General features: G+C 73.8%; 17 protein-coding genes. 9 read left to right on the forward strand and 8 right to left on the reverse strand.

Annotated elements, in window-relative coordinates; all coding sequences use genetic code 11:
- Positions 1 to 3 precede the first annotated feature (3 nt).
- From V9U70_RS02500 to V9U70_RS02520, 5 genes are all read left to right on the forward strand, one after another.
- Positions 4 to 1,233 carry an NAD(P)/FAD-dependent oxidoreductase gene (locus V9U70_RS02500; RefSeq protein ID WP_336672753.1) on the forward strand — a complete coding sequence of 410 codons (1,230 nt, stop codon included), beginning with the start codon at positions 4 to 6 and terminating at the stop codon, positions 1,231 to 1,233.
- 70 nt (positions 1,234 to 1,303) lie between these two features.
- Positions 1,304 to 1,669 (forward strand): Rv2175c family DNA-binding protein, encoded by a 366-nt coding sequence (locus V9U70_RS02505; RefSeq protein ID WP_336672754.1) that lies wholly within the window; start codon positions 1,304 to 1,306, stop codon positions 1,667 to 1,669.
- 77 nt (positions 1,670 to 1,746) lie between these two features.
- Positions 1,747 to 2,397, forward strand: a complete 651-nt coding sequence (gene thiE, locus V9U70_RS02510; RefSeq protein ID WP_336672755.1) for a thiamine phosphate synthase — start codon at positions 1,747 to 1,749, stop codon at positions 2,395 to 2,397.
- A gap of 122 nt (positions 2,398 to 2,519) precedes the next feature.
- The gene (gene metF / locus V9U70_RS02515) at positions 2,520 to 3,437 is read left to right on the forward strand and encodes a methylenetetrahydrofolate reductase [NAD(P)H] (RefSeq protein ID WP_336672756.1); all 918 of its coding nucleotides are present in this window, start codon (positions 2,520 to 2,522) and stop codon (positions 3,435 to 3,437) included.
- 49 nt (positions 3,438 to 3,486) lie between these two features.
- Positions 3,487 to 4,365, forward strand: coding sequence for a hypothetical protein (locus tag V9U70_RS02520; RefSeq protein WP_336672757.1), 879 nt, complete (start codon positions 3,487 to 3,489; stop codon positions 4,363 to 4,365).
- Between the two features lie 122 nt (positions 4,366 to 4,487).
- Here V9U70_RS02520 and V9U70_RS02525 read toward each other — a convergent pair whose 3' ends face one another.
- From V9U70_RS02525 to V9U70_RS02545, 5 genes are all read right to left on the reverse strand, one after another.
- A complete protein-coding gene (locus V9U70_RS02525) occupies positions 4,488 to 5,978 on the reverse strand; it encodes a phytoene desaturase family protein (RefSeq protein ID WP_336672758.1) in 1,491 nt (496 codons plus the stop codon).
- Positions 5,979 to 5,988: 10 nt separating this feature from the next.
- Complete coding sequence (locus V9U70_RS02530; protein WP_336672759.1) at positions 5,989 to 6,627, reverse strand: DUF4126 domain-containing protein; 639 nt, start codon at positions 6,625 to 6,627, stop codon at positions 5,989 to 5,991.
- A 369-nt stretch (positions 6,628 to 6,996) separates the two neighbouring features.
- Positions 6,997 to 7,608 carry a TetR/AcrR family transcriptional regulator gene (locus V9U70_RS02535; protein ID WP_336672760.1) on the reverse strand — a complete coding sequence of 204 codons (612 nt, stop codon included), beginning with the start codon at positions 7,606 to 7,608 and terminating at the stop codon, positions 6,997 to 6,999.
- A 29-nt stretch (positions 7,609 to 7,637) separates the two neighbouring features.
- Positions 7,638 to 9,725, reverse strand: coding sequence for a YhgE/Pip domain-containing protein (locus V9U70_RS02540; protein WP_336672761.1), 2,088 nt, complete (start codon positions 9,723 to 9,725; stop codon positions 7,638 to 7,640).
- Positions 9,712 to 10,440 (reverse strand): ATP-binding cassette domain-containing protein, encoded by a 729-nt coding sequence (locus tag V9U70_RS02545; RefSeq protein WP_336672762.1) that lies wholly within the window; start codon positions 10,438 to 10,440, stop codon positions 9,712 to 9,714. Before V9U70_RS02545 ends, V9U70_RS02540 begins: the two co-directional genes overlap by 14 nt.
- Before the next feature lie 206 nt (positions 10,441 to 10,646).
- Between V9U70_RS02545 and V9U70_RS02550 the strand changes: the two genes are divergently transcribed.
- From V9U70_RS02550 to V9U70_RS02565, 4 genes are all read left to right on the forward strand, one after another.
- Complete coding sequence (locus V9U70_RS02550; RefSeq protein ID WP_336672763.1) at positions 10,647 to 11,195, forward strand: SAV_6107 family HEPN domain-containing protein; 549 nt, start codon at positions 10,647 to 10,649, stop codon at positions 11,193 to 11,195.
- A gap of 105 nt (positions 11,196 to 11,300) precedes the next feature.
- Positions 11,301 to 12,059, forward strand: a complete 759-nt coding sequence (locus V9U70_RS02555; RefSeq protein WP_336672764.1) for a class I SAM-dependent methyltransferase — start codon at positions 11,301 to 11,303, stop codon at positions 12,057 to 12,059.
- Between the two features lie 303 nt (positions 12,060 to 12,362).
- A complete protein-coding gene (locus V9U70_RS02560; RefSeq protein ID WP_336672765.1) occupies positions 12,363 to 12,767 on the forward strand; it encodes a DUF3040 domain-containing protein in 405 nt (134 codons plus the stop codon).
- Positions 12,768 to 13,052: 285 nt separating this feature from the next.
- Positions 13,053 to 13,277: a DUF6480 family protein gene (locus tag V9U70_RS02565; protein WP_336672766.1), complete on the forward strand. Its 225-nt coding sequence runs from the start codon at positions 13,053 to 13,055 to the stop codon at positions 13,275 to 13,277.
- Between the two features lie 547 nt (positions 13,278 to 13,824).
- Here the strand turns inward: V9U70_RS02565 and V9U70_RS02570 are convergent.
- From V9U70_RS02570 to V9U70_RS02580, 3 genes are read right to left on the reverse strand one after another with little or no spacing between them, the layout of a single operon-like run.
- Positions 13,825 to 16,242, reverse strand: coding sequence for a transglutaminase TgpA family protein (locus V9U70_RS02570; protein WP_336672767.1), 2,418 nt, complete (start codon positions 16,240 to 16,242; stop codon positions 13,825 to 13,827).
- Positions 16,239 to 17,606 carry a DUF58 domain-containing protein gene (locus tag V9U70_RS02575; RefSeq protein ID WP_336672768.1) on the reverse strand — a complete coding sequence of 456 codons (1,368 nt, stop codon included), beginning with the start codon at positions 17,604 to 17,606 and terminating at the stop codon, positions 16,239 to 16,241. Before V9U70_RS02575 ends, V9U70_RS02570 begins: the two co-directional genes overlap by 4 nt.
- Positions 17,606 to 18,655 (reverse strand): AAA family ATPase, encoded by a 1,050-nt coding sequence (locus tag V9U70_RS02580; RefSeq protein ID WP_336672769.1) that lies wholly within the window; start codon positions 18,653 to 18,655, stop codon positions 17,606 to 17,608. The genes V9U70_RS02575 and V9U70_RS02580 overlap by 1 nt, the downstream gene beginning before the upstream one ends.
- Positions 18,656 to 18,838: the final 183 nt, after the last annotated feature.

An 18,838-nucleotide genomic window follows, 5' to 3' on the forward strand; every position in this document is an offset into this window, starting at 1 on the left:
CGGATGAGCGAGCAGAGGGAGCAGCGGCCGCGGCACGTCGTGGTCGTCGGCGCGGGCCTGGCGGGCGTGCAGAGCGCCGTGGCCCTGCGGGAAGCCGGATTCACCGGTCCCGTCACGGTGATCGGCGGCGAGCGCCACCAGCCCTACGACCGCCCGCCCCTGTCCAAGGCGGTCCTCCTCGGCAGCGCCGAGCACCCGGCCTTCGACGTCGACTTCGAGGCGCTGGACATCACCCTGCGCCTCGGCCTGGACGCCACCGGCCTGCGCACCGCCGACCACGCCCTGGACACGGCCGACGGGCCGGTGCGCTACGACGTCCTCGTCCTGGCGACCGGCGCCGAGCCCGTCACCCTGCCCGGCAGCGAGTCGACGCCCGGCGTCCACCTGCTGCGCACCCTCGACGACGCCGCCCGGCTGCGGCCCGTCCTGGACCGGCAGTGCGACGTGGTCGTCGTCGGCGCGGGCTGGATCGGCGCGGAGTTCGCCACCGCCGCCCGCGCCGCCGGATGCGCGGTCACCGTCGTCGAGGCCGCCGCCCGCCCGCTCGCGGGGACCCTGCCCGCGGAGGTGGCCGCCCCGATGGCCGACTGGTACGCCGGGAGCGGCGCCGAACTCCTCACCGGGGCCCGGGTCGAGAGCATCGAGGAGGGGGCCGTGCTCCTCGCGGACGGCCGCACCCTGCCGTCCGGGGCCGTGGTCGTCGGGATCGGCGCCCGCCCCGCCACCGAGTGGCTCGCCGGCTCCGGCATCACGCTCGGCCCCGACGGCTCGGTCACCGCCGACAGCGCCCTGCGCACCTCCCTGCCGGACGTGTACGCGGTCGGGGACTGCGCCTCCTTTCCCTCCGCCCGCTACGGGACACGCCTGCTGGTCCACCACTGGGACAACGCCCTCCAGGGCCCCCGCACCGTGGCCGCCGCCATCATGGCCGCGGAGAAGCGGGAGCAGCCGCCCGTCTACGACCCCGTCCCGTACTTCTGGTCCGAGCAGTTCGGCCGCTTCGTGCAGTACGCAGGCCACCACGCGCACGCCGACACCCTGCTGTGGCGCGGCGACGGCGCGGACGCCGCCTGGTCGGTGTGCTGGCTGCGCGACGGGGCGCTGGTGGCCGTGCTCGCCGTGGACCGCCCGCGCGACCTCGCCCAGGGCCGCAAGCTCATCGGCTCGGGGGCCGCCCTCGACCCGGAGCGGGTGGCCGACCCCGCCCTGCCGCTGAAGTCCGCCGCCCTGTGAGGACCGGCTCCGGCCCCCGTACGGTCGGCCCGGCTACCGGCTGTCGGTCCCAGATGGCACGCTTGTCCTCGTGACCGAGATTGACGCAAAGACCGATGCTCTCGTCCCCGCCTGGCTCCACCTTCCCGACATCGCGGAAATGCTCGATGTCGAGGTGACGCGTGTACGGCAGCTGGTCAAGGATGGCCAGCTCATCGCCGTACGCCGTGGTGAGAACCGGACGCTTCAGGTGCCTGCCGCTTTCATCGACGGCGACAAGGTGGTCAAGGGCCTCTCCGGCACCCTGACCCTCCTGAGGGACGACGGCTACTCCGACGAAGAGATGCTGGAGTGGCTCTTCACCCCCGACCCGACCCTGCCCGGCACCCCCGCGCAGGCGCTGAGTGAGAATCGCGGTACGGAGGTGAAGCGCCGGGCCCAGGCGCTCGCCGTCTGACCGACACGATCAGGAAACGGTGCGCGGGCCGCCCGGAGCGGCCCGCGNCACCGCCACGACCCCGGGGGAGCGCCACCATGTCCACGCCTCGCGAGCAGCTGTCCGACGCCCGGCTCTATCTGTGCACGGACGCCCGTAAGCGGCAGGGCGACCTCCCCGCGTTCCTGGACGCCGTGCTCGCCGCCGGGGTGGACATCGTCCAGCTCCGGGACAAGGGCATGGAGGCCGCCGAGGAGCTCGAACACCTCGCGGTCTTCGCCGACGCCTGCCGTCGGCACGGCCGGCTGCTCGCGGTGAACGACCGCGCGGACGTGGCCCACGCCATCGGCGCCGACGTCCTGCACCTGGGCCAGGGCGACCTGCCGGTCCCCGCCGCCCGCGCCCTCATCGGCCGGGACCGGCTGATCGGCCGCTCCACGCACGCCGCGTCGGAGGTCGACGCCGCCGCTGCCCAGGAGGGGGTGGACTACTTCTGCACCGGCCCCTGCTGGCCGACCCCGACCAAGCCGGGACGCCACGCCCCCGGCCTCGACCTGGTGCGCCACGCCGCGTCCCTGGACCAGCCGCGCCCCTGGTTCGCCATCGGCGGGATCGACGCGGCCAACCTGGACGAGGTGCTGGACGCCGGGGCCCGCCGGATCGTCGTCGTCCGGGCGATCACAGAGGCGGACGACCCGGCCGCGGCCACCGCTGATCTGGCGGGGCGCGTGCGGGCGTACGCGGGTTGAAGCCCTCCGGGCCCGGGAGGCCGTCCGGGCCGTTGTCCGAAGGGTGGACAACAGTCCGGCAAAACCAGACAAATTCCACTGCTCTGGTTGGGGGAGCGTCGAGCCCTGGATAACCTCCCCCTATGGCCCTTGGCACACCATCCACCAGGACGGATCACGCGCGTACCGTGCGTGACCTGCTTGCGACCGGCAAGACCTCGTACTCCTTCGAGTTCTGGGCGCCCAAGACGGAGAAGGGCGAGCGGAACCTCTGGAACGCCCTGCGCCGGGTCGAGGCGGTCCGCCCGAGCTTCGTCTCGGTGACGTACGGCGCCGGCGGCTCCACGCGCGCCGGCACGGTCAGAGCCACCCAGCAGATCGCCGCGGACTCCACCCTCACCCCGGTCGCCCATCTCACCGCCGTGAACCACTCGGTGGCCGAGCTGCGCAACATGATCGGGCAGTATGCCGACGCCGGGATCAGGAACATCCTCGCGGTCCGCGGCGACCCGCCCGGCGACCCCATGGGCGAGTGGGTCGAGCACCCCCGCGGCGTGAAGTACGCCGCCGACCTGGTGCGTCTCATCAAGGAGTCGGGCGACTTCTGCGTCGGCGTCGCCGCATTCCCCGAAATGCACCCGCGCTCGACCGACTGGGAGACGGACGTCGGCCATTTCGTGGCCAAGTGCCGGGCCGGTGCGGATTATGCGATCACCCAGATGTTCTTCCGGCCGGAGGACTATCTCCGTATGCGTGACCGAGTGGTCGCTGCGGGTTGTGAAACTCCCGTGATCCCCGAGGTCATGCCGCTGACGAGTGTGAAACAACTGGAAAAGTTTCCGCAGCTGAGCAACGCGACCGTGCCCGCGTCGTTGAAAGAGCGCATCCTCGCGGCCAAGGACGATCCGGCCGCTGTACGCTCCATTGGCATCGAGTTCGCAACGGAGTTCTGCGCGAAGTTGCTGTCCGAAGGTGTGCCCGGACTGCACTTCATCACGCTCAACAACTCGACGGCTACGCTCGAGATCTACGAAAGACTCGGACTGCACCAGCAGTCGTGACCGGCCCTACCCGCCCCCAGTGCGGCTATGGCCGCAGGAGGGGGCGGACGTGGGCTGGACGGTCCTCTACATCGCATTCGGCCTGGTGGCCCTGTGGCTGCTGGGCGAAGTGCTGTTGCAGTACAAGGCGCGGCTGCGCTGGCGGCTCCTCGCCTTCGCCGGCTTCCTCGGCGTGGTCGTCGGGGTCCTGCTCTCCTCGCAGGCGGTCATCGTCCTCGGGACGCTCACCTTCGCCACCGGCCAGACCTTCGTGACGCTCTCCTTCCGGCGCGGCTTCTCCACCGGCTGGGCCATCGGCGGCAGCCCCGGCGAGAGCCGCCGCCGCAAGCGCGGCCGGAGCGCCGCGGTCAAGGAGCCCACGCTGGAGGTCTCGGACCTGGAGATCGCCGACCACGAGCACGGCGGCCCCGCGACCGGCCGCCCCGCGGAGCCCGGCCACGAGCCGGGGCCGCAGCACGAGGAATCCGGCCAGTACGGCCTCGCCGGCCAGGCCGCCGGGGAGGAAGCGGAGGAGGGCCAACGCCTCGAACCGCACTACGCCGCGTACGACTCCTCCGCCGGCTTCGGCCAGCAGGCGGCCCAGGACGCGTACGCGGGCGCCTACGACTACGGCACGGAACCGCAGAGCTACGCCGCCTACTCCGACCCCTACATCGGCACCACCAACGGGACCCCCGCCTACGGCGGTTACGACGGCTACGCAGAGACGTACGACAACCAGGACGGCGGCCGGCAGCACGTCGACCTCTACGCCCAGAGCTACGGCACGGAGGCGTACAGCACCGACACCCCGCCGGGGGGCGTCTGGGTCCCGCTCCAGCGCGACTTCGAGAACTACCCCCCGCCGATGCCGCCGATGCCGCCGGAACAGCCCGCCCCCTACGGCAACGGCCACGACACCGGGCCGAACGAGCAGTACCGCTACTGACGGCCGGGGGTACGGACACCGCTGCGGCGGCCGGTCCCGGGACGCGGCCGCCGTACGCGATCAGGCACGGAGCTTCGCCGTGACCCCGCGGGCAGGCCCGGCCGGGCGTCGGCGCCCCCGGCTCAGCGGGAGCCGCGGAAGTCGTCGCCCTCCACGACGAGCCCGGCCACCAGTGCCCCCGACATCCCCGCGTGCGCGAGCCCGCCGCCCGGGTGCGCCCAGCCGCCCGCCAGATAGAGCCCCGGCAGGCCGGTGAGATTGCCGGGGCGCAGATACGCGCCCCCCGCGCCGGCCAACGCGGGCGGCGGCACCGCACCGCCCGCGGCCCCCGTCTCCGCCTCGGTCTCCGCGGGCGTGCGGACCTCGGTGCGCAGGATGCGCTCCCGCAGCCCGGGCACGGCCGCGGCAGCCCGCTCCACCAGAGCGTCGGCGAACCGCTGCCGCACCCCCGCGTCGGTCCAGTCCACCGGCCCCTGCGGGGCCACCGTCGCCGTGAGGGTCACCGCTTCGTGCGCCGCGTCCGGGCGGGTCGCCGGGTCGTCGGGGCGCAGCACCGTCACCGTGGGGTGCCCGGCGACCCGGCCCCCGAACACCGCGGCCTGCTCCGCCGCCCCGTCGGCGCTGTGCACCACGGTCCGGTGCGCCGCCCCCTCCTCGCGGCCCCCGCGCAGGGACAGCAGCACCGTGAACCGCCCAGACGCCTCCGCCGCCCCGTCGCCGTCCGCCCGCTGACCGGGCGCCAGCCCGGGGCGCGGCCGGACCCCGAGCACCACCCGGTCGGCCTCGGCCACCTCGCCGCCGGCCAGCTCCACGCCCGCCGCGCGGCCGTCCTTCTCGACGACCCGGACCGCCTCCGCCCCGAAGACGAACCGCACCCGCCGGGCCAGACACCGCTCGTACACCGCCCGAGCCAGTTCCCGCAGCCCGCCCATCACATACCAACTGCCGAAGGTCTGCTCCATGTAGGGCAGCAGCGCCGCGCTCGCGGGAGCGCTGCGCGGGTCGAGTCCGTACGCCAGAGCACAGCCGTCGAGCAGGGCCGCGAGGCGCGGGTCCGCCAGCTCCCAGGCGCCGATCTCCGCCACCGTGCCGGCCTGCCGGGGACCGCGCAGCAGCCGCCGCCGGCGCAGGGCCGGATAGGGGTCGCGCCCGAGGGCCTGGCGGTCGGCGCGCAGCGGCTCCTCCAGCAGCGGCCGCCGCGAACGGTCCCAGGCGTCCCGCGCCCGGTCCATGAAACCGCTCCAGCGCGCCCCGGCCCCGGAGCCGAGCGCGTCGTCCAGGGCGGCGGCCACCCCGGCACGGGAGGCGTTGGGCAGGGACACCGCCGTGCCGTCCGCGAACAGGTGCCGGCTGGCCGGGTCGACCTGGGTCAGGGTGACCGACTGCTCCAACGACTCCTTGCCGGTCTTCACGAAGAGGTCGCGCTGGACTGCGGGCAGGTGCAGCACACCGGGGCCGGTGTCGAAGACGAACCCCTCGTGCGCGTGCCGGCCGAGCGAGCCGCCGTAGGAGGCCGACCGCTCGTACACCGTCACCTTGTCGCCCGCCACGGCCAGCCGGGCGGCCGCCGCCATCGCGCCGGTCCCGGCGCCGATCACCGCAATACGTGCCATGCCGCCGACCTTATCGACCGGTGCCGGCGCCCCGCCCGGGAGGCCGGGGCTCTCTTGCCGCCGCCGGGCGGCCGTCCCGACGGCGCTGGGCCCTGCGGCGCAGGAAGCGGCGGATGCGGGAGGCGAGGAAGAGCACCGCCACGATCCCGAGCACCAGCAGCACCGCGGCGGTCACGGCGGCCGCCACCGGGTTGAACAGGGCGAGGGTGACGACTCCGGCGACGCCTAGGTCCTCCACGACGCTCACGGCGACGTTGCTGAAGGGCTCCGGGGAGGTGTTGACAGCCATCCGCGTGCCCGCCTTCACCAGATGGCTCATCAGCGCGGTGGACCCGCCGATCGCCCCCGCCGCCAGCTCCGGCAGCGAACCGCTCTCCCCGGCCAGCAGCGCGGCCACCACCGCCCCGGCCACCGGCCGGACCACGGTGTGCGCCGTGTCCCAGACCGAGTCCGCATACGGGATCTTGTCCGCCACCGCCTCACAGAGGAACAGCACTCCGGCCACGATCAGGACGTCGGTGCGCTGGAGCGCGGCGGGCACTGCGTCGGAGACCCCGGTCGCACCGAAGAGGCCGAGCAGGAGGACCACCGCATAGGCGTTGATCCCGCTCGCCCAGCCGCTGGTGAACACCAAGGGGATGACAGACACGCAGATGATCGTATCGACCCGGCGCGGCGGGGGAGCGGGGTTCGGAGCACGCTCCTGAGTACCCCTACTCAGGAGCACAGATGAGTAGCTGAGCGGATGGGCCCCGGCCCGCGCGGACGGGAGAGTGGGGGCCACGGAAGGGGCGCCCGGCCCGGACCGCCGGCACGGGGCGGCGGAACGGCCAGGGCTCCCCCGACGCGACGGGGGCGCACGACGGAGACCCAGGGGCCGCGGGGGACGACGGGGCCACGGGGGACGGGTCTCCGGCAGCACGCAAGACGCCGGTTGGGTGGGTTCGCGGGGGATGCGGACTCCACCGGCCGGCGTCTTCGGCTCTCCCCGTACGGCGCCGCGGGCCGCCGACGCGCGTCAGTGCCCGCTGACCCGCCCGTGCAGCAGCAGGGACAGCGCCGAGTGGACCTCGTCGATCGAACGCTCCGGCTGGAACGCCTGCCAGTCCAGGGCGGCCACCAGCACCATCCCCACCAGCGCGGCGGCCGTCAGGGGGATGTCGATCTCCTCGCTCAGCTCGCCTGTGCGCACCGCCTCCCGCAGGACGTCCTCGACGACCGCGACGGCCTCCTGACGCACTACCAGCAGCGTGGACTGCCAGGCGCGGTTGGTGCGCCACAGCTCGGCGACGTACAGCTGGGTGAAGGCCGGGTAGCGGTCGATGAAGGCGAGCCCGGCGCGGATCATCGCGTCCAGCGCCTCGACCCTGGTGCCGCCGCGCTCCCCGGACTCCTCGGCAGCCGACCTCAGCGAGGCGGTGAGCAGTCCGACGCCGTGCCGGAGCAGCTCCTCGAACAGCTCGGTCTTGCTCTTGAAGTTGTAATAGACCGTGCCCTTGGCGACCCCCGCCCGCTCGGCGATCTCGTCGACGGTGGTCGCGGAGAAGCCCTTCTCGGCGATGAGGGTCACCGCCGCCTCGTAGAGCTTCTGCCGGGTGGCCTGGCGGCGCGTGGTGCCACTGCTTTCCATGGGGCTGATTCTCCCAGGTCCCGCCGTGCTCACAGGCTCAGCTCCGGGTGCAGCCTGCTCAGGCTCCACACCTGCTTGCGGCGCGCGGTGAACGCGGTGAGGGCGAGGGCGCCGGCGGTGAAGGCCGCCAGCACCGCGCAGCCCAGCCAGACCTGGCCGAGAGGGCCGCCGGTGATCAGTCTGCGCAGCCCCTCGACGACGTAGGTCATCGGGAGGTACGGGTGGATCGCGCCGAAGAAGCCGGGGCTGGTCTGTACGGGGTACGTGCCCCCGGCCGACGTCAGCTGGAGCATCAGTACGACCAGCACCAAGATCCGGCCGGCTGCCCCGAAACAGGCGTTCAGCCACTGCACGATCGCGGCGAAACAGCAGGTCACCAGGGCCAGGAAGCCGATGGTTCCGGCTGCTCGTTCCATCTGGAGACCGAGGCCCCAGTGCAGCACGGCCATCAGCGCGCCGACCTGGAGGGCTCCGACGGCGGCGACCGGAAGCCATCCGGCGAGGGCGATCCGCCAGGCGGACGCTCCGGCGGCCAGCGCACGCCGGTTGAGCGGCTGGATCAGCATGTACGCCACCATCGCGCCGACCCACAGGGACAGCGGGATGAAGTACGGGGCGAAGCCGGTGCCGTAGTTGGGGGCGGCGTGCAGCGACTTGGATGCCAGCTGCACCGGATCGGCCATGACGTCGGTCCGCGCGTCCCGGTCCTTCTTGTCGTAGTCCGGGATCTGGTCCACGCCGTCGTTGAGGCCCTCGGCGAGCGAGGCGGAACCGTCGCCGAGCCGGAAGAGCCCGCCGTCCAGGTTCTCCGCGCCGGTCTTCAGCTTGCCGACCCCGGTGTCCAGGTCGCTGGAGCCGGTCTGGGCGTTGCCGAGTCCGGTGTGCAGCGCCTGTGCGCCCTTGGCGACCTTCTGGGCGCCGGTGTTGAGCTGGTTGACCTTGCTGACGGCCGCCTTCAGGTCGTCGTCCAGCGTCGGCGCGTTCTCGGCGAGCGCCCCGGCCTGCTTCTCGAAAGCGGCGAGCCGGCTGCTCAGCTTCTTCAGTTCGCCGTTCTGGTTCGTGACCAGGGTGTTCACGTCGGCGGCGACCTTCGAGACGTCGGCGGCCGTGACCTTGGCGCGCTCCAGCGCCGGACAGACCGCGGTGTCGGGCTCCTGGGCCTCCTCGCACCGGGTGCGGTGGATCTCGGTCAGCTCGTCGGCGGCCTTCTCGGCGTCGGTGGCCGCGGTGGGGGCGCTCTGCACGAGCAGATCGAGGTTGTGCCGCACCCCCTGCGAGGCGTCGGCGGCCAGTCGGGCCGTGTCGCCGATGGTCTTTGCGTTGTCCTTGAGGAACGGGCGCAGATCGCCGGAGACCCTGTTGACCTCGTCTGCCAGCGTCCGGGTCCCGTCGGCGACCTGGGCGGAGCCCGTCGCGAGGTCGCGCGAGCCCCGGTTCAGCTTGGCGATCCCGTCGGAGAGCCGCTCACTGCCCGCCTTGGAGTCCTTGAGCCCGTCCGCGAGGTCCTTGGACCCCTGCTTGGCCTTGGAGATGCCGCCCTTGAGCTCGTCGGCGCCCTTGGCCGCGTCTGCGGTCTTGTCGTGCAGATCGGAGAAGTCGACGAAGATGCGGTCGAGGAAGCCGCGGGAGGCGTTGGTGGAGGCGGCGTCGCGCACCTCGCCGAAGACCGTCTTGGCGATCTGCCCGACGATGTAGTTGTTGGCGTCGTTCGTCCGGACCTGGAGCGCGCCCGTCTCGGGTGAGTCCCCGCCGCTGGACGCGATCTTCTCGCTGAAGTCGGACGGCATCGTCAGCGAGAGGTAGTACGTCCCGTCCTCGAGGCCCTCGTGGGCCTCGGCGGCGCTCACCTCGTGCCAGGCGAAGACCTCGGAGTCGAGCAGCCTGTCGCTGATCTCGTCCCCGGCGGCGATGCGTTCTCCGTCGCCGGCAGCCCCCTCGTCCTCGTTGACCAGGGCGACGGGCAGCTTGTCGAGATTCCCGTACGGGTCCCAGAAGGAGCACAGATACAAGGCGCCGTAGAGCAGCGGCAGGAGCAGCAGGGCGACCAGCGCGGCGGCCGGCAGCTTCCCCCGGCCGAACCGCTTCAGTTCGAGCGCGGCGAGTTCAGGAACGCGCATCGGCCGTCTCCTCATCGGTGGTGGGTGCGGTGCGCACGACGTGGGCGTTCTCGGGGGCCTCGCTGCACACGGCGAGCACGGTGGTGCCGGCGTCGGCCACGGAGCGCAGCAGCGCCCAGGCCTCGACGCGCTCGGTGTCGGAGAGCTTGAGGTCGGTGTCGTCGACGGCCAGCAGGCGGGGCCGGCCGATCAGCGCCAGGGCGACGGACAGCCGCAGCGCCTCCAGCCGTTTCAGATCGCGCACGGAGGTCCGCCCGGACTTGGGCAGGGCGGCCGGGTCCAGGCCCGCGGCCGCCAGGGCCTCGTCCACCCGGGCCTTTGCGGCGGCCCGGCGCTCGGCGCGCGGGCGCAGCAGGCTGCGCAGCGGAGCTCCGTAGCGTCCCTGGAGCAGGGCGCGCTCGGAGAGGTGCTCGGCCACGGTGAAGGCGGGGTCCAGCTCGCTCACGGCCGGGACCGGGCCCAGCGAGGCGATCCGGCGCACGGCGGCGGCCTGCTGGGGCAGCCGCAGCCCGCCGACCTCCGCGTGGCCCTCCGTGGTGCGCATGCGGCCGGTCAGGGCGAGCAACAGGCAGGTGCGGCCCGAACCCGAGGCGCCCTCGACCGCCACCAGCGTGCCTGGTTCGGCGCTGAACCCCACGTGCCGAAAGGCCCAGCCGCGCGGCCCCTTGAGTCCGAAGTCCTCGGCGCGTACCGCTGCGCCGTGCGGGCTCTCCACAGACCCTCCCCTTGATCTCGTCCGGTGCTCGTCCGCGGTCGCTCCGCGCACACCTTTGAACTGACCGGTCAGTACAAAAAATAGTCCGAACGCGCACTCGACGCAAAACGGCAGGTCAGGCAGGGTCCGGGTCCGATTGTCAGTGGCGGCCGCCACCATGGACACAGACGGCCACGGAGCCGTCACACGACGACAGGAGGTTCGTCATGGCCAGCTCGTCCGCGGCCGCCGCCCCGCGGCGCCGCGCAGGCAGCCCTGCCCCCTCACTGACCGGCCCGGCCCGGGGGCGCCCGGCGCCCCCGGACGACGTCCACCCCGTTCCGCGCCGCTCCACGGCGCCGCCCGCCGCTCTCGACCTGCTCGCCAAGGCCCGCTCGGGCCTGGACGAGGCCGCCGTCCTCCACGACCCCAACGAGCGGTATGCCACCGCCCACCTCGCCGCCCTGCGCACGGCGGCGGCCGTGCTGGCCGCCCGCGGCCGTCCCGAGACGGGCAAGCGCCGCCGGGAGCGCATCCGCAGCGCCTGGGAGGTCCTTCCGGAGGCGGCCCCCGAGCTGACCGAGTGGAGCGGCCTCTTCGCCTCCGGGGCCGCACGCCGGGCACGGGCGGAGGCGGGTGTGCCCGGCGCGGCCGACAGCCGCGACGCCGACGACCTGCTGCGCGACGCGGCCGTGTTCCTGCGCCTGGTCGAGCGGCTGCTCGCGCTCCAGCCGGTGCTTCCGCGCCCCGGGCCGCGGCGGCCGGGCGGCGGGTGACCTGGACGGCGGCGCGAGGCAATAAGGTGGTGACCGCTCACATCACCACCAGCACTGTTCACACTCCGCCGTCCCCGGCGGTGCCGTGCCGAGGAGTCATCTGCCGTGTCGGACCAGCTGCGCCCCCGCGCCTCCCTTCGTACCGCCGTGGTCTGGGAGGTCCTCAAGGCCGCTCTGGACCGTCAGGTCGGGGCGACGGGCAGGGACGCCCTGGACGTACTGGACACCGGCGGCGGCACCGGTAACTTCGCCGTGCCCGCGGCCCGGCTCGGCCACCGCGTCACCGTCGTCGACCCCAGCCCCAACGCGCTCTTCGCGCTGGAGCGGCGCGCCGCGGAGGCCGGGGTCGCCGACCGTGTGCAGGGGGTGCAGGGCGACATCCTCGGACTGTTCGACGTCGTGGAGCGCGGTGGCTTCGACGCGGTGCTCTGCCACGGCGTCCTGGAGTACGTCGACGAGCCCGCGGAGGGTGTCCGCAACGCGGCCGAGGCGCTGCGCCCCTCCGGTGCGCTCAGCCTGCTCGCCGCCGGTATGGGCGGAGCCGTCCTGTCCCGCGCGCTCGCCGGCCACTTCACCGAGGCCCGCCAAGCGCTCGCCGACCCGGCGGGCCGCTGGGGGGAGGGCGACCCGGTGCCCCGCCGGTTCACCGCGGAGCAGCTCTCCGGTCTGGTCTCCGGGGCGGGCCTGGAGGTCGGGGCGGTGCACGGCGTCCGGGTCTTCGCCGACCTCGTGCCGGGTGCGCTGGTGGACACCGAGCCCGGCGCGATGGAGGCGCTCCTCAAGCTGGAGGCGGCCGCCGCCGAGCAGCCCGCGTTCCACTCCGTCGCCACCCAGCTGCACGTCCTGGGCGCGAAGCTGCGCTGACCGGGCGGCCCGGGCACGCGCCGCGCGGCGCCGCAGGACCTGCGGAGCGGTGCTGATCAGCAACGCAGCTCCGGACGCAGTCGGACTCAGGACCCCCGCACCGGGCGTACGCCCCGTATGATCGGGTGACACCATCCGGCATGGCGGGTCGGCCGTCGGGGAATCTACGCCTCAACAGCCGAGCCGACACAGCGGTCCGGACTGGCTGAACGCTAGAGGGCGGGTTTCACGGGGGCGAATCCCTGCCTATCCTGGAAGGGCCGCATACCGGTCGCCCCCGCGGCCGACGACGAGGAGGATACCGTGCCGCTCTCGGAGCACGAGCAGCGCATGCTCGAGCAGATGGAGCGAGCGCTGTACGCCGAAGATCCCAAGTTCGCGACAGCGCTCGAGGGAAGCGGGCTGCGTACGCACACCCGACGAAGGGTCTACCAGGCGGTCGCCGGCTTCCTGGTGGGTATTGCGCTCCTCATGTCCGGAATGGTCGCCCAGCAGATCTGGATCAGCGTGGTGGGGTTTCTCGTCATGCTGGGCTGTGCCGTGCTCGCGGTCACCGGATGGCGCAAAGCGCCCAAGCCCGGTGAGCAACAGCCGACCGCCGCGGACGGCGGGGACAGCGGTGCACGCCGCCGACCGAGACAGCGCCGGACGATGATGGGCCGCATCGAGCAACGGTGGCAGCGCCGCCGCGACGAGCAGGGCCAGTAACACGGTTCACGGCCCTGCTTCCGGCACCGGGCTGTGCCGACAGTACGACGTATGACACTGATGGGTGAGGGGCGGTCGCGTTTCTGCGCCCGCCCCTCACTTCTGCCGCACCCCAGGCCCCACAGCACCCACCAGCGGCGGACTCATGGAGTGAGCGTCCTCCCGCGCCAGGCGGGGCCTGGGCGGGGAGTGTGGTTCCGGCGGTGGGTGACCAGATCGTCCGGCGGCGCGGTCTGGGAGGCGTTCCCTTCGGTGTGTCGTCGCCCTACTGGGTACTCGGGGGGCATGAGCATCGGAAACCCTGACCCTGATCCGCGCGACACTCCTGGTCTGGAGCCCGGAGGCGGCGCCCCTGCCGGGGAGACGCCCCCGGCCGAGGGCAGCACCTCGGAGGCAGGACCCCGCCACGCACCGCCCAGAGGGTGGGCCAAAGGCCCACTGATCGCCATCCTCACCGTCGCGGCACTGGTAGCCGCCTTCTTCCTCGTCTACGCGCTGCTGCTCATCTGACAGCCCCGGCCGCTCGCCGCCCCTGAGGATGAAGAGGCGCCGAGACTTGCGCGAGTCGCAGGCGCGAGCGGGAGGAGTACAGGCGCCTGCACCGGGCAGGCCCCGTCGCGCCGCGATCCGTCGTCCACCCGGCGAGGGTGGTTCCGGCGGCGGTGACCAGGTCGTCCGCTGTGGCGAGCACCCGCTGGCGTGCTGTGGAAGCGCGGTCGGTGCCGCGCCTCGGTCGCGCGCACACGAGCCGTGTGTGCCCGTCGAGCCGGGTGCGCCGAGCGGTGCTCCGGGTGGCGGGCGGGCGGAGACGAGGAACGGCCCGGGGCCGCGCCGGCCCCGGGCCGCCGTGTGCTCCCTGCCCGGTCGCGCGTTTCGGCCCCCAATGTCCTGGCCGCGTCGAGTCACGCAACCGTGCCGCCCACCGGCAGCCGCGCCGCCGTCCAGGCGAAGCCCCCGGGCCGGTAGCGGCGAGCGCCCCCGGCGCGGGGCCTCGTCAGGCCGGGCCGAGGGTACTCGGCGTGTGCTCGGCCGCCGTGTGCCCGGTCAGGGACGGCGGTCAGCCCGGCTGGCGCGCGAGACGGCGAAGCCGGGCCGTCCAGCGACCGCGACCCGGGCGGTCCGCCCACCGCTCCGCGAGCGCCGCCCGGCGGTCCGCGACGGCCCACATCACCCGAACGGATGAACGGGGCAGCAGCGAAGCCCGCAGGCGTGCGCCTCGGCCGGCCGCCGCCCGCAGGCCCGCTTCCACTCTCAGCGCGTCCTTCGCCAGGCCGACGGCGGGGCGCGGCTCCGGGGCGTACAGCACCTGCTCCACCGAGCCCGCGATCCGGTGCACGGCCTCGGCCGCGGCCGCGTCGAGCCGGCCCAGCCGTACGATGCGGGCCGCCGCCTTCCGGGGCGTCAGCGACCCGTCCGGCGCGACGCCGTGGTCCCAGGCCGCGTCGGTGGTCTCCTGCCAGACCGCCAGTGTCCGGCCGACGGCGTCCGCGGGCGTCCGGCCGCCGGAACCCAGCCGCCGCCTCCTCGCCCGGGCCCGCCAGAGCAGCGGCGCCAGCGGCAGCACCAGGAGCAGGGCCCCGGCGAGCACCATCAGCACCACCAGACCGGCCGGGGTCCCCCGGTCGGACGGCAGCGCCGCCCCCGGCTCCTGCGAGGCGCCGCACTCGCCCTGCCGGCGCATCTGCGGCGGGCAGTCGTCCTCTGCGGACGGCATGGCGGACGGCTCCTCCGGGGCCTCGGCCGAGGGTTCCGCCGGGTCGCTCGTGTCGTCCGCCGGGGCCTCGGCCCGGGTGTACGCCGGCGTGCTGCCCCGGCTCGGCGTGGGCTCGAACCGGGTCCAGCCCACCCCCTCGAAGTACAGCTCGGGCCAGGCGTGCGCGTCACGCAGCCCCACGGAGGTCGCGCCGTCCGCCTTGACCGTGCCCGGGGTGAAACCCACCGCGACCCGGGCCGGGATGCCCAGAGTCCGGGCCATCGCGGCCATCGAGAACGAGAAGTGGACGCAGAAGCCCTCCTTGTCGCGGAGGAACCGGGCGATGGCGGACGAGCCCGTCCCCGAGGTGACGGTCGTGTCGTAGGTGAAGCCGCCCTCCGAGGCGAACCAGTCCTGAAGCTTCACGGCCCGCTCGTAGGCGTTGACCGCACCCCGGGTGATCTCCACGGCGGTCTCGGCGACCACGTCAGGCAGCGAGCCGGGGACCCGGGTGTATTCGCGCGCCAGGGCCTGCGGCGGCGGCCCGGCGGCCGCCAGCTGCTCCGGCGTCGGCTCGACGACCAGGCTCCCGACCTCGTACCGCGCGCCGCGCGTGGTCTGCCGGCCGTCGCCGACGAGGGTGCGGCCCTCGGGCTCGTACCGCCAGCGGCCGTCGATGCGGACCTCGCTCGCCGGGTAGGGGAGCGGCAGATAGGTCTGCTGGTAAGAACCCGAGGCGGAGATGTTCGTCCTGACCTCCGTCACGGAGACGTCCCCGCTCAGTCCCGGCGGCTGCGGCAGCCGGTCGGGAACGTCCGTCAGCCGGCGGGTGGAGGAACGCCACTCGCTGCCGTTGAACTCGTCCAGCGCCAGAATCCGGAGATACAGGCTCTGCGGGTCCTCGATATTGCTGCGGTACGTCATCACCTCCCGGTTCTCCGGCTGGTTGAGGTTGTTCTGCAACGACACGAGAGGATTGACCGCCGAGATGGTGCCGCCCCCGCTGCCCTTGCCGCTCCCCGGGCCGCCGCCGCCCAGCAGGCCGCTGTCCAGGGTGGGCAGGGCCAGCGGGACGACCAGGGCGACGCCGAGCGCCAGCACGCCGATCCGCCGCCCGGTGCGCACCGGGGAGCTCCGGCCGCTCGAACCGGCCAGCCCGTCCGCCAGACCGCCGGAGGAGCGCGACTCCCCGCTGAAGACGCGGCCCCACTGGGAGAGCCGGTCGCGGCCCTCTGCCAGCAGGAGCAGCAGGTAGCCCGAGGCGGCGCACAGGAACCACACCCAGCTCGTACCGCCGTCGGAGAGACCGGCCGCGACCGAGTAGAGGGCGAGCAGCGGCAGCCCGGCCGGGGCCGCGCTGCGGAAGGTCACCGCCAGGGCGTCGACCGCGAGCCCGATCAGCAGCACCCCGCCGATCACCAGCAGCTGGATGCCGTCCGTCAGCGGCGCCGGGGTGGTGTACGTGCCGACGTCGTCCCCGCCCGCCACCAGCAGTTCGCCGAGCCGCATCACGGCCTGCGGTCCGGGCAGGACCCCGATCAGGGCGTGGTCCCGGGCGAACACGAGAGTCAGCAGCAGCAGGGTGACCAGGAATTGGCAGGCCACGGTCAGCGACCGCGCCGCCGGGACCCGGCGCACGAGCGCCCCCACCCCGCTCTGGGCGCCGAGCAGCACCGCCGCCTGCACCAGCCAGCCCACGCCGTCCAGCAGCGGGATCAGCGCCCCCGCGGACAGCAACGTCGCCGCATAGGCGCACAGCGTCGGTCGGGCCTGCCCGCTCATGACCATCCCCCCGCGAAGCCTGTGGAACCGCCGCCCCCGGCGGACTGGGTGTCCGCGCCCATCCGGCCCGCCGACTGCCACAGCGCGTCCAGCTCGGCCCCCGGCGGCACCGGCACGGTGACCCAGCCGGACTCCCGCAGCCGCCGCAACCGCTCCTCGGCGTACTCCGCTCCGGGCGGCCCGCCGGCCCAGGCGGCTCCGTCCAGGACGAAGGCGACCGCCGCACCGGCGCGCTGCCGCATCCGGGCGGCGACCGCGGTCTGTTCCTCGTCGAGATCGCCGAAGAAGGCGACGAGCAGGCCTTCGCTGCCGCCGCGCAGCACGTCATGGGCGCGGGAGAGGCCCCCGCCCTCGGAGTGGCCGACGACCGCGAGGGTGTCGAGCATCAGTCCCGCCGAGTCCGCGGACTCCTGGGTCGAGCCGGCGAACCCGCCGGCGCCCTCGCCGGGCACCGCGTCGCCGTCGTCGGTGAGCAGCCGTACGGCGAAGCCGCGCTCCAGCATGTGCACGAGCGCGGAGGCCGCCCCGGACACCGCCCACTCGAAGGCCGAGTCCGGGCCGGCCCCGTCGTAGCCGATCCGCCGGGTGTCCAGCAGGACCGTGCACCGGGCACGCTGCGGCTGTTCCTCACGGCGCACCATCAGCTCGCCGTGGCGTGCCGTGGAGCGCCAGTGGACCCGGCGCAGATCGTCGCCGTGCCGGTAGCCGCGCGGAATGATGTCGTCCTCGCCGGCGAGTGCGAGCGAGCGCTGCCGTCCGTCGCCGTAGCCGGAGGCCTCGCCCGCCAGCCGCAGGACGGGCAGCGGCACCGTGCGCGGGATGACCACGAGGGTGTCGAACGCGCTGAACGAGCGGGTCAGCTCGCACATGCCGAACGGGTCGCTGAGCCGCAGCTGCAAGGGGCCCAGCGGATAGCGGCCGCGCAGATCGGAGCGGACCCGGTAGGACACCTCACGACGGCCGCCCGCCTCCACCCGGTCCAGCACGAAGCGGGGGCGCGGCCCCAGCACGTACGGCACACGGTCCTGGAGCATCAGCAGACCGGTGGGGAGCCGGGACACGTTCTCCATGCGCAGGTGCACCCGGGCCTCCGTGCCCGCCGGCACCCGCGAAGGTGACAGACGCCGGGTCCCGGTGACCCGGTAGCGGGTGCGGTAGAGCACGGTCACGCAGATCAGGGGCAGCACGGCCAGCAGCAGCCCGACGCGGAGCAGGTCGGCCTGGCCCAGGACGTAGGCGCAGACGGCGGCGGCCACCCCGGCGGCCAGGAACGAGCGCCCCCGGGTGGTGAGCCCGCCCAGAGCCGCCCGCAGACCGCCCCTCCTGTCGCCGTCCTCCACGGCGCCGGGCTCGCCGGCGGCCATCACAGCCGCCGTGCCCCGGGCTGCTGGTGGTAGAGCGGGCGGCCCGGCTCGTGCCCGCCCGGAGCAGGGGGCACGGCGCCTCCGGCCGAGGCGGGGACCGGGGTGCGCTGGATGATCTCCAGCACCACCTGCTCCGCCGTACGGCGGTTCAACTGGGCCTGAGCGGTGGGCAGCAGCCGGTGCGCGAGGACCGGGGCGGCCAGTGACTGGACGTCGTCCGGGAGGGCGTACTCCCGTCCGGCGAGAGCCGCCGCGGCCTTCGCGGCGCGCAGCAGGTGCAGGGTGGCGCGCGGCGAGGCCCCGAGCCGCAGGTCGGGATGGCTGCGGGTGGCTCCGACCAGCTCCACGGCGTACCGCCGCACGGCGTCGGCGACGTGCACCGTGCGGACGGCGTCGATCAGCTTCACGATGTCGTGGGCGTGGGCCACCGGCTGGAGATCGTCCAGCGGCGAGAGCCCGCCGTGCACGTCGAGCATCTGGAGCTCGGCCTGCGGGCTCGGGTAACCGATGGACACGCGGGCCATGAAGCGGTCGCGCTGGGCCTCGGGCAGGGGGTAGGTGCCCTCCATCTCGACCGGGTTCTGCGTGGCCACGACCATGAACGGGTCGGGCAGCGCGTAGGTGTGCCCGTCGATGGTGACCTGCCGCTCCTCCATCGACTCCAGCAGCGCTGACTGCGTCTTCGGCGAGGCGCGGTTGATCTCGTCGCCGATCACGATCTGCGCGAAGATCGCGCCCGGCTTGAACTCGAACTCGCGCCGCTGCTGGTCGTAGATCGACACGCCGGTGATGTCCGAGGGCAGCAGGTCCGGGGTGAACTGAATCCGCCGTACCGAACAGTCGATGGACCGGGCCAGCGCCTTGGCCAGCATGGTCTTGCCGACCCCGGGGACGTCCTCGATCAGGAGATGCCCCTCCGCGAGCAGCACGGTCAGCGAAAGCCGTACGACCTCGGGCTTGCCCTCGATCACACCCTCGACCGACCTGCGCACCCGCTCCGCTGTGGTCGTCAGATCTGTGAGGCTCGCTCGATCGTCATAGGTCGTCACCCGGCCCTCCTCGGCCCTTCGCACAAGAGGCCGACCCGCGTCTCTCGCGCGGCCCGCCCCGGTATTCGTGACGCTCCTCCGGAAGACCCGGGGAGGTCGCCCCCGCATTCTCGTCGTCCTTGCCGCTTCGTGTCACTCGCCTGTGGATAAACGGGTGTGAAAAGTCAGCCTCTGTCGTGTCTC

The sequence above is a fragment of the Streptomyces pratensis genome, assembly GCF_037137275.1.
GTDB classification, from domain to species: Bacteria; Actinomycetota; Actinomycetes; order Streptomycetales; family Streptomycetaceae; genus Streptomyces; species Streptomyces pratensis_B.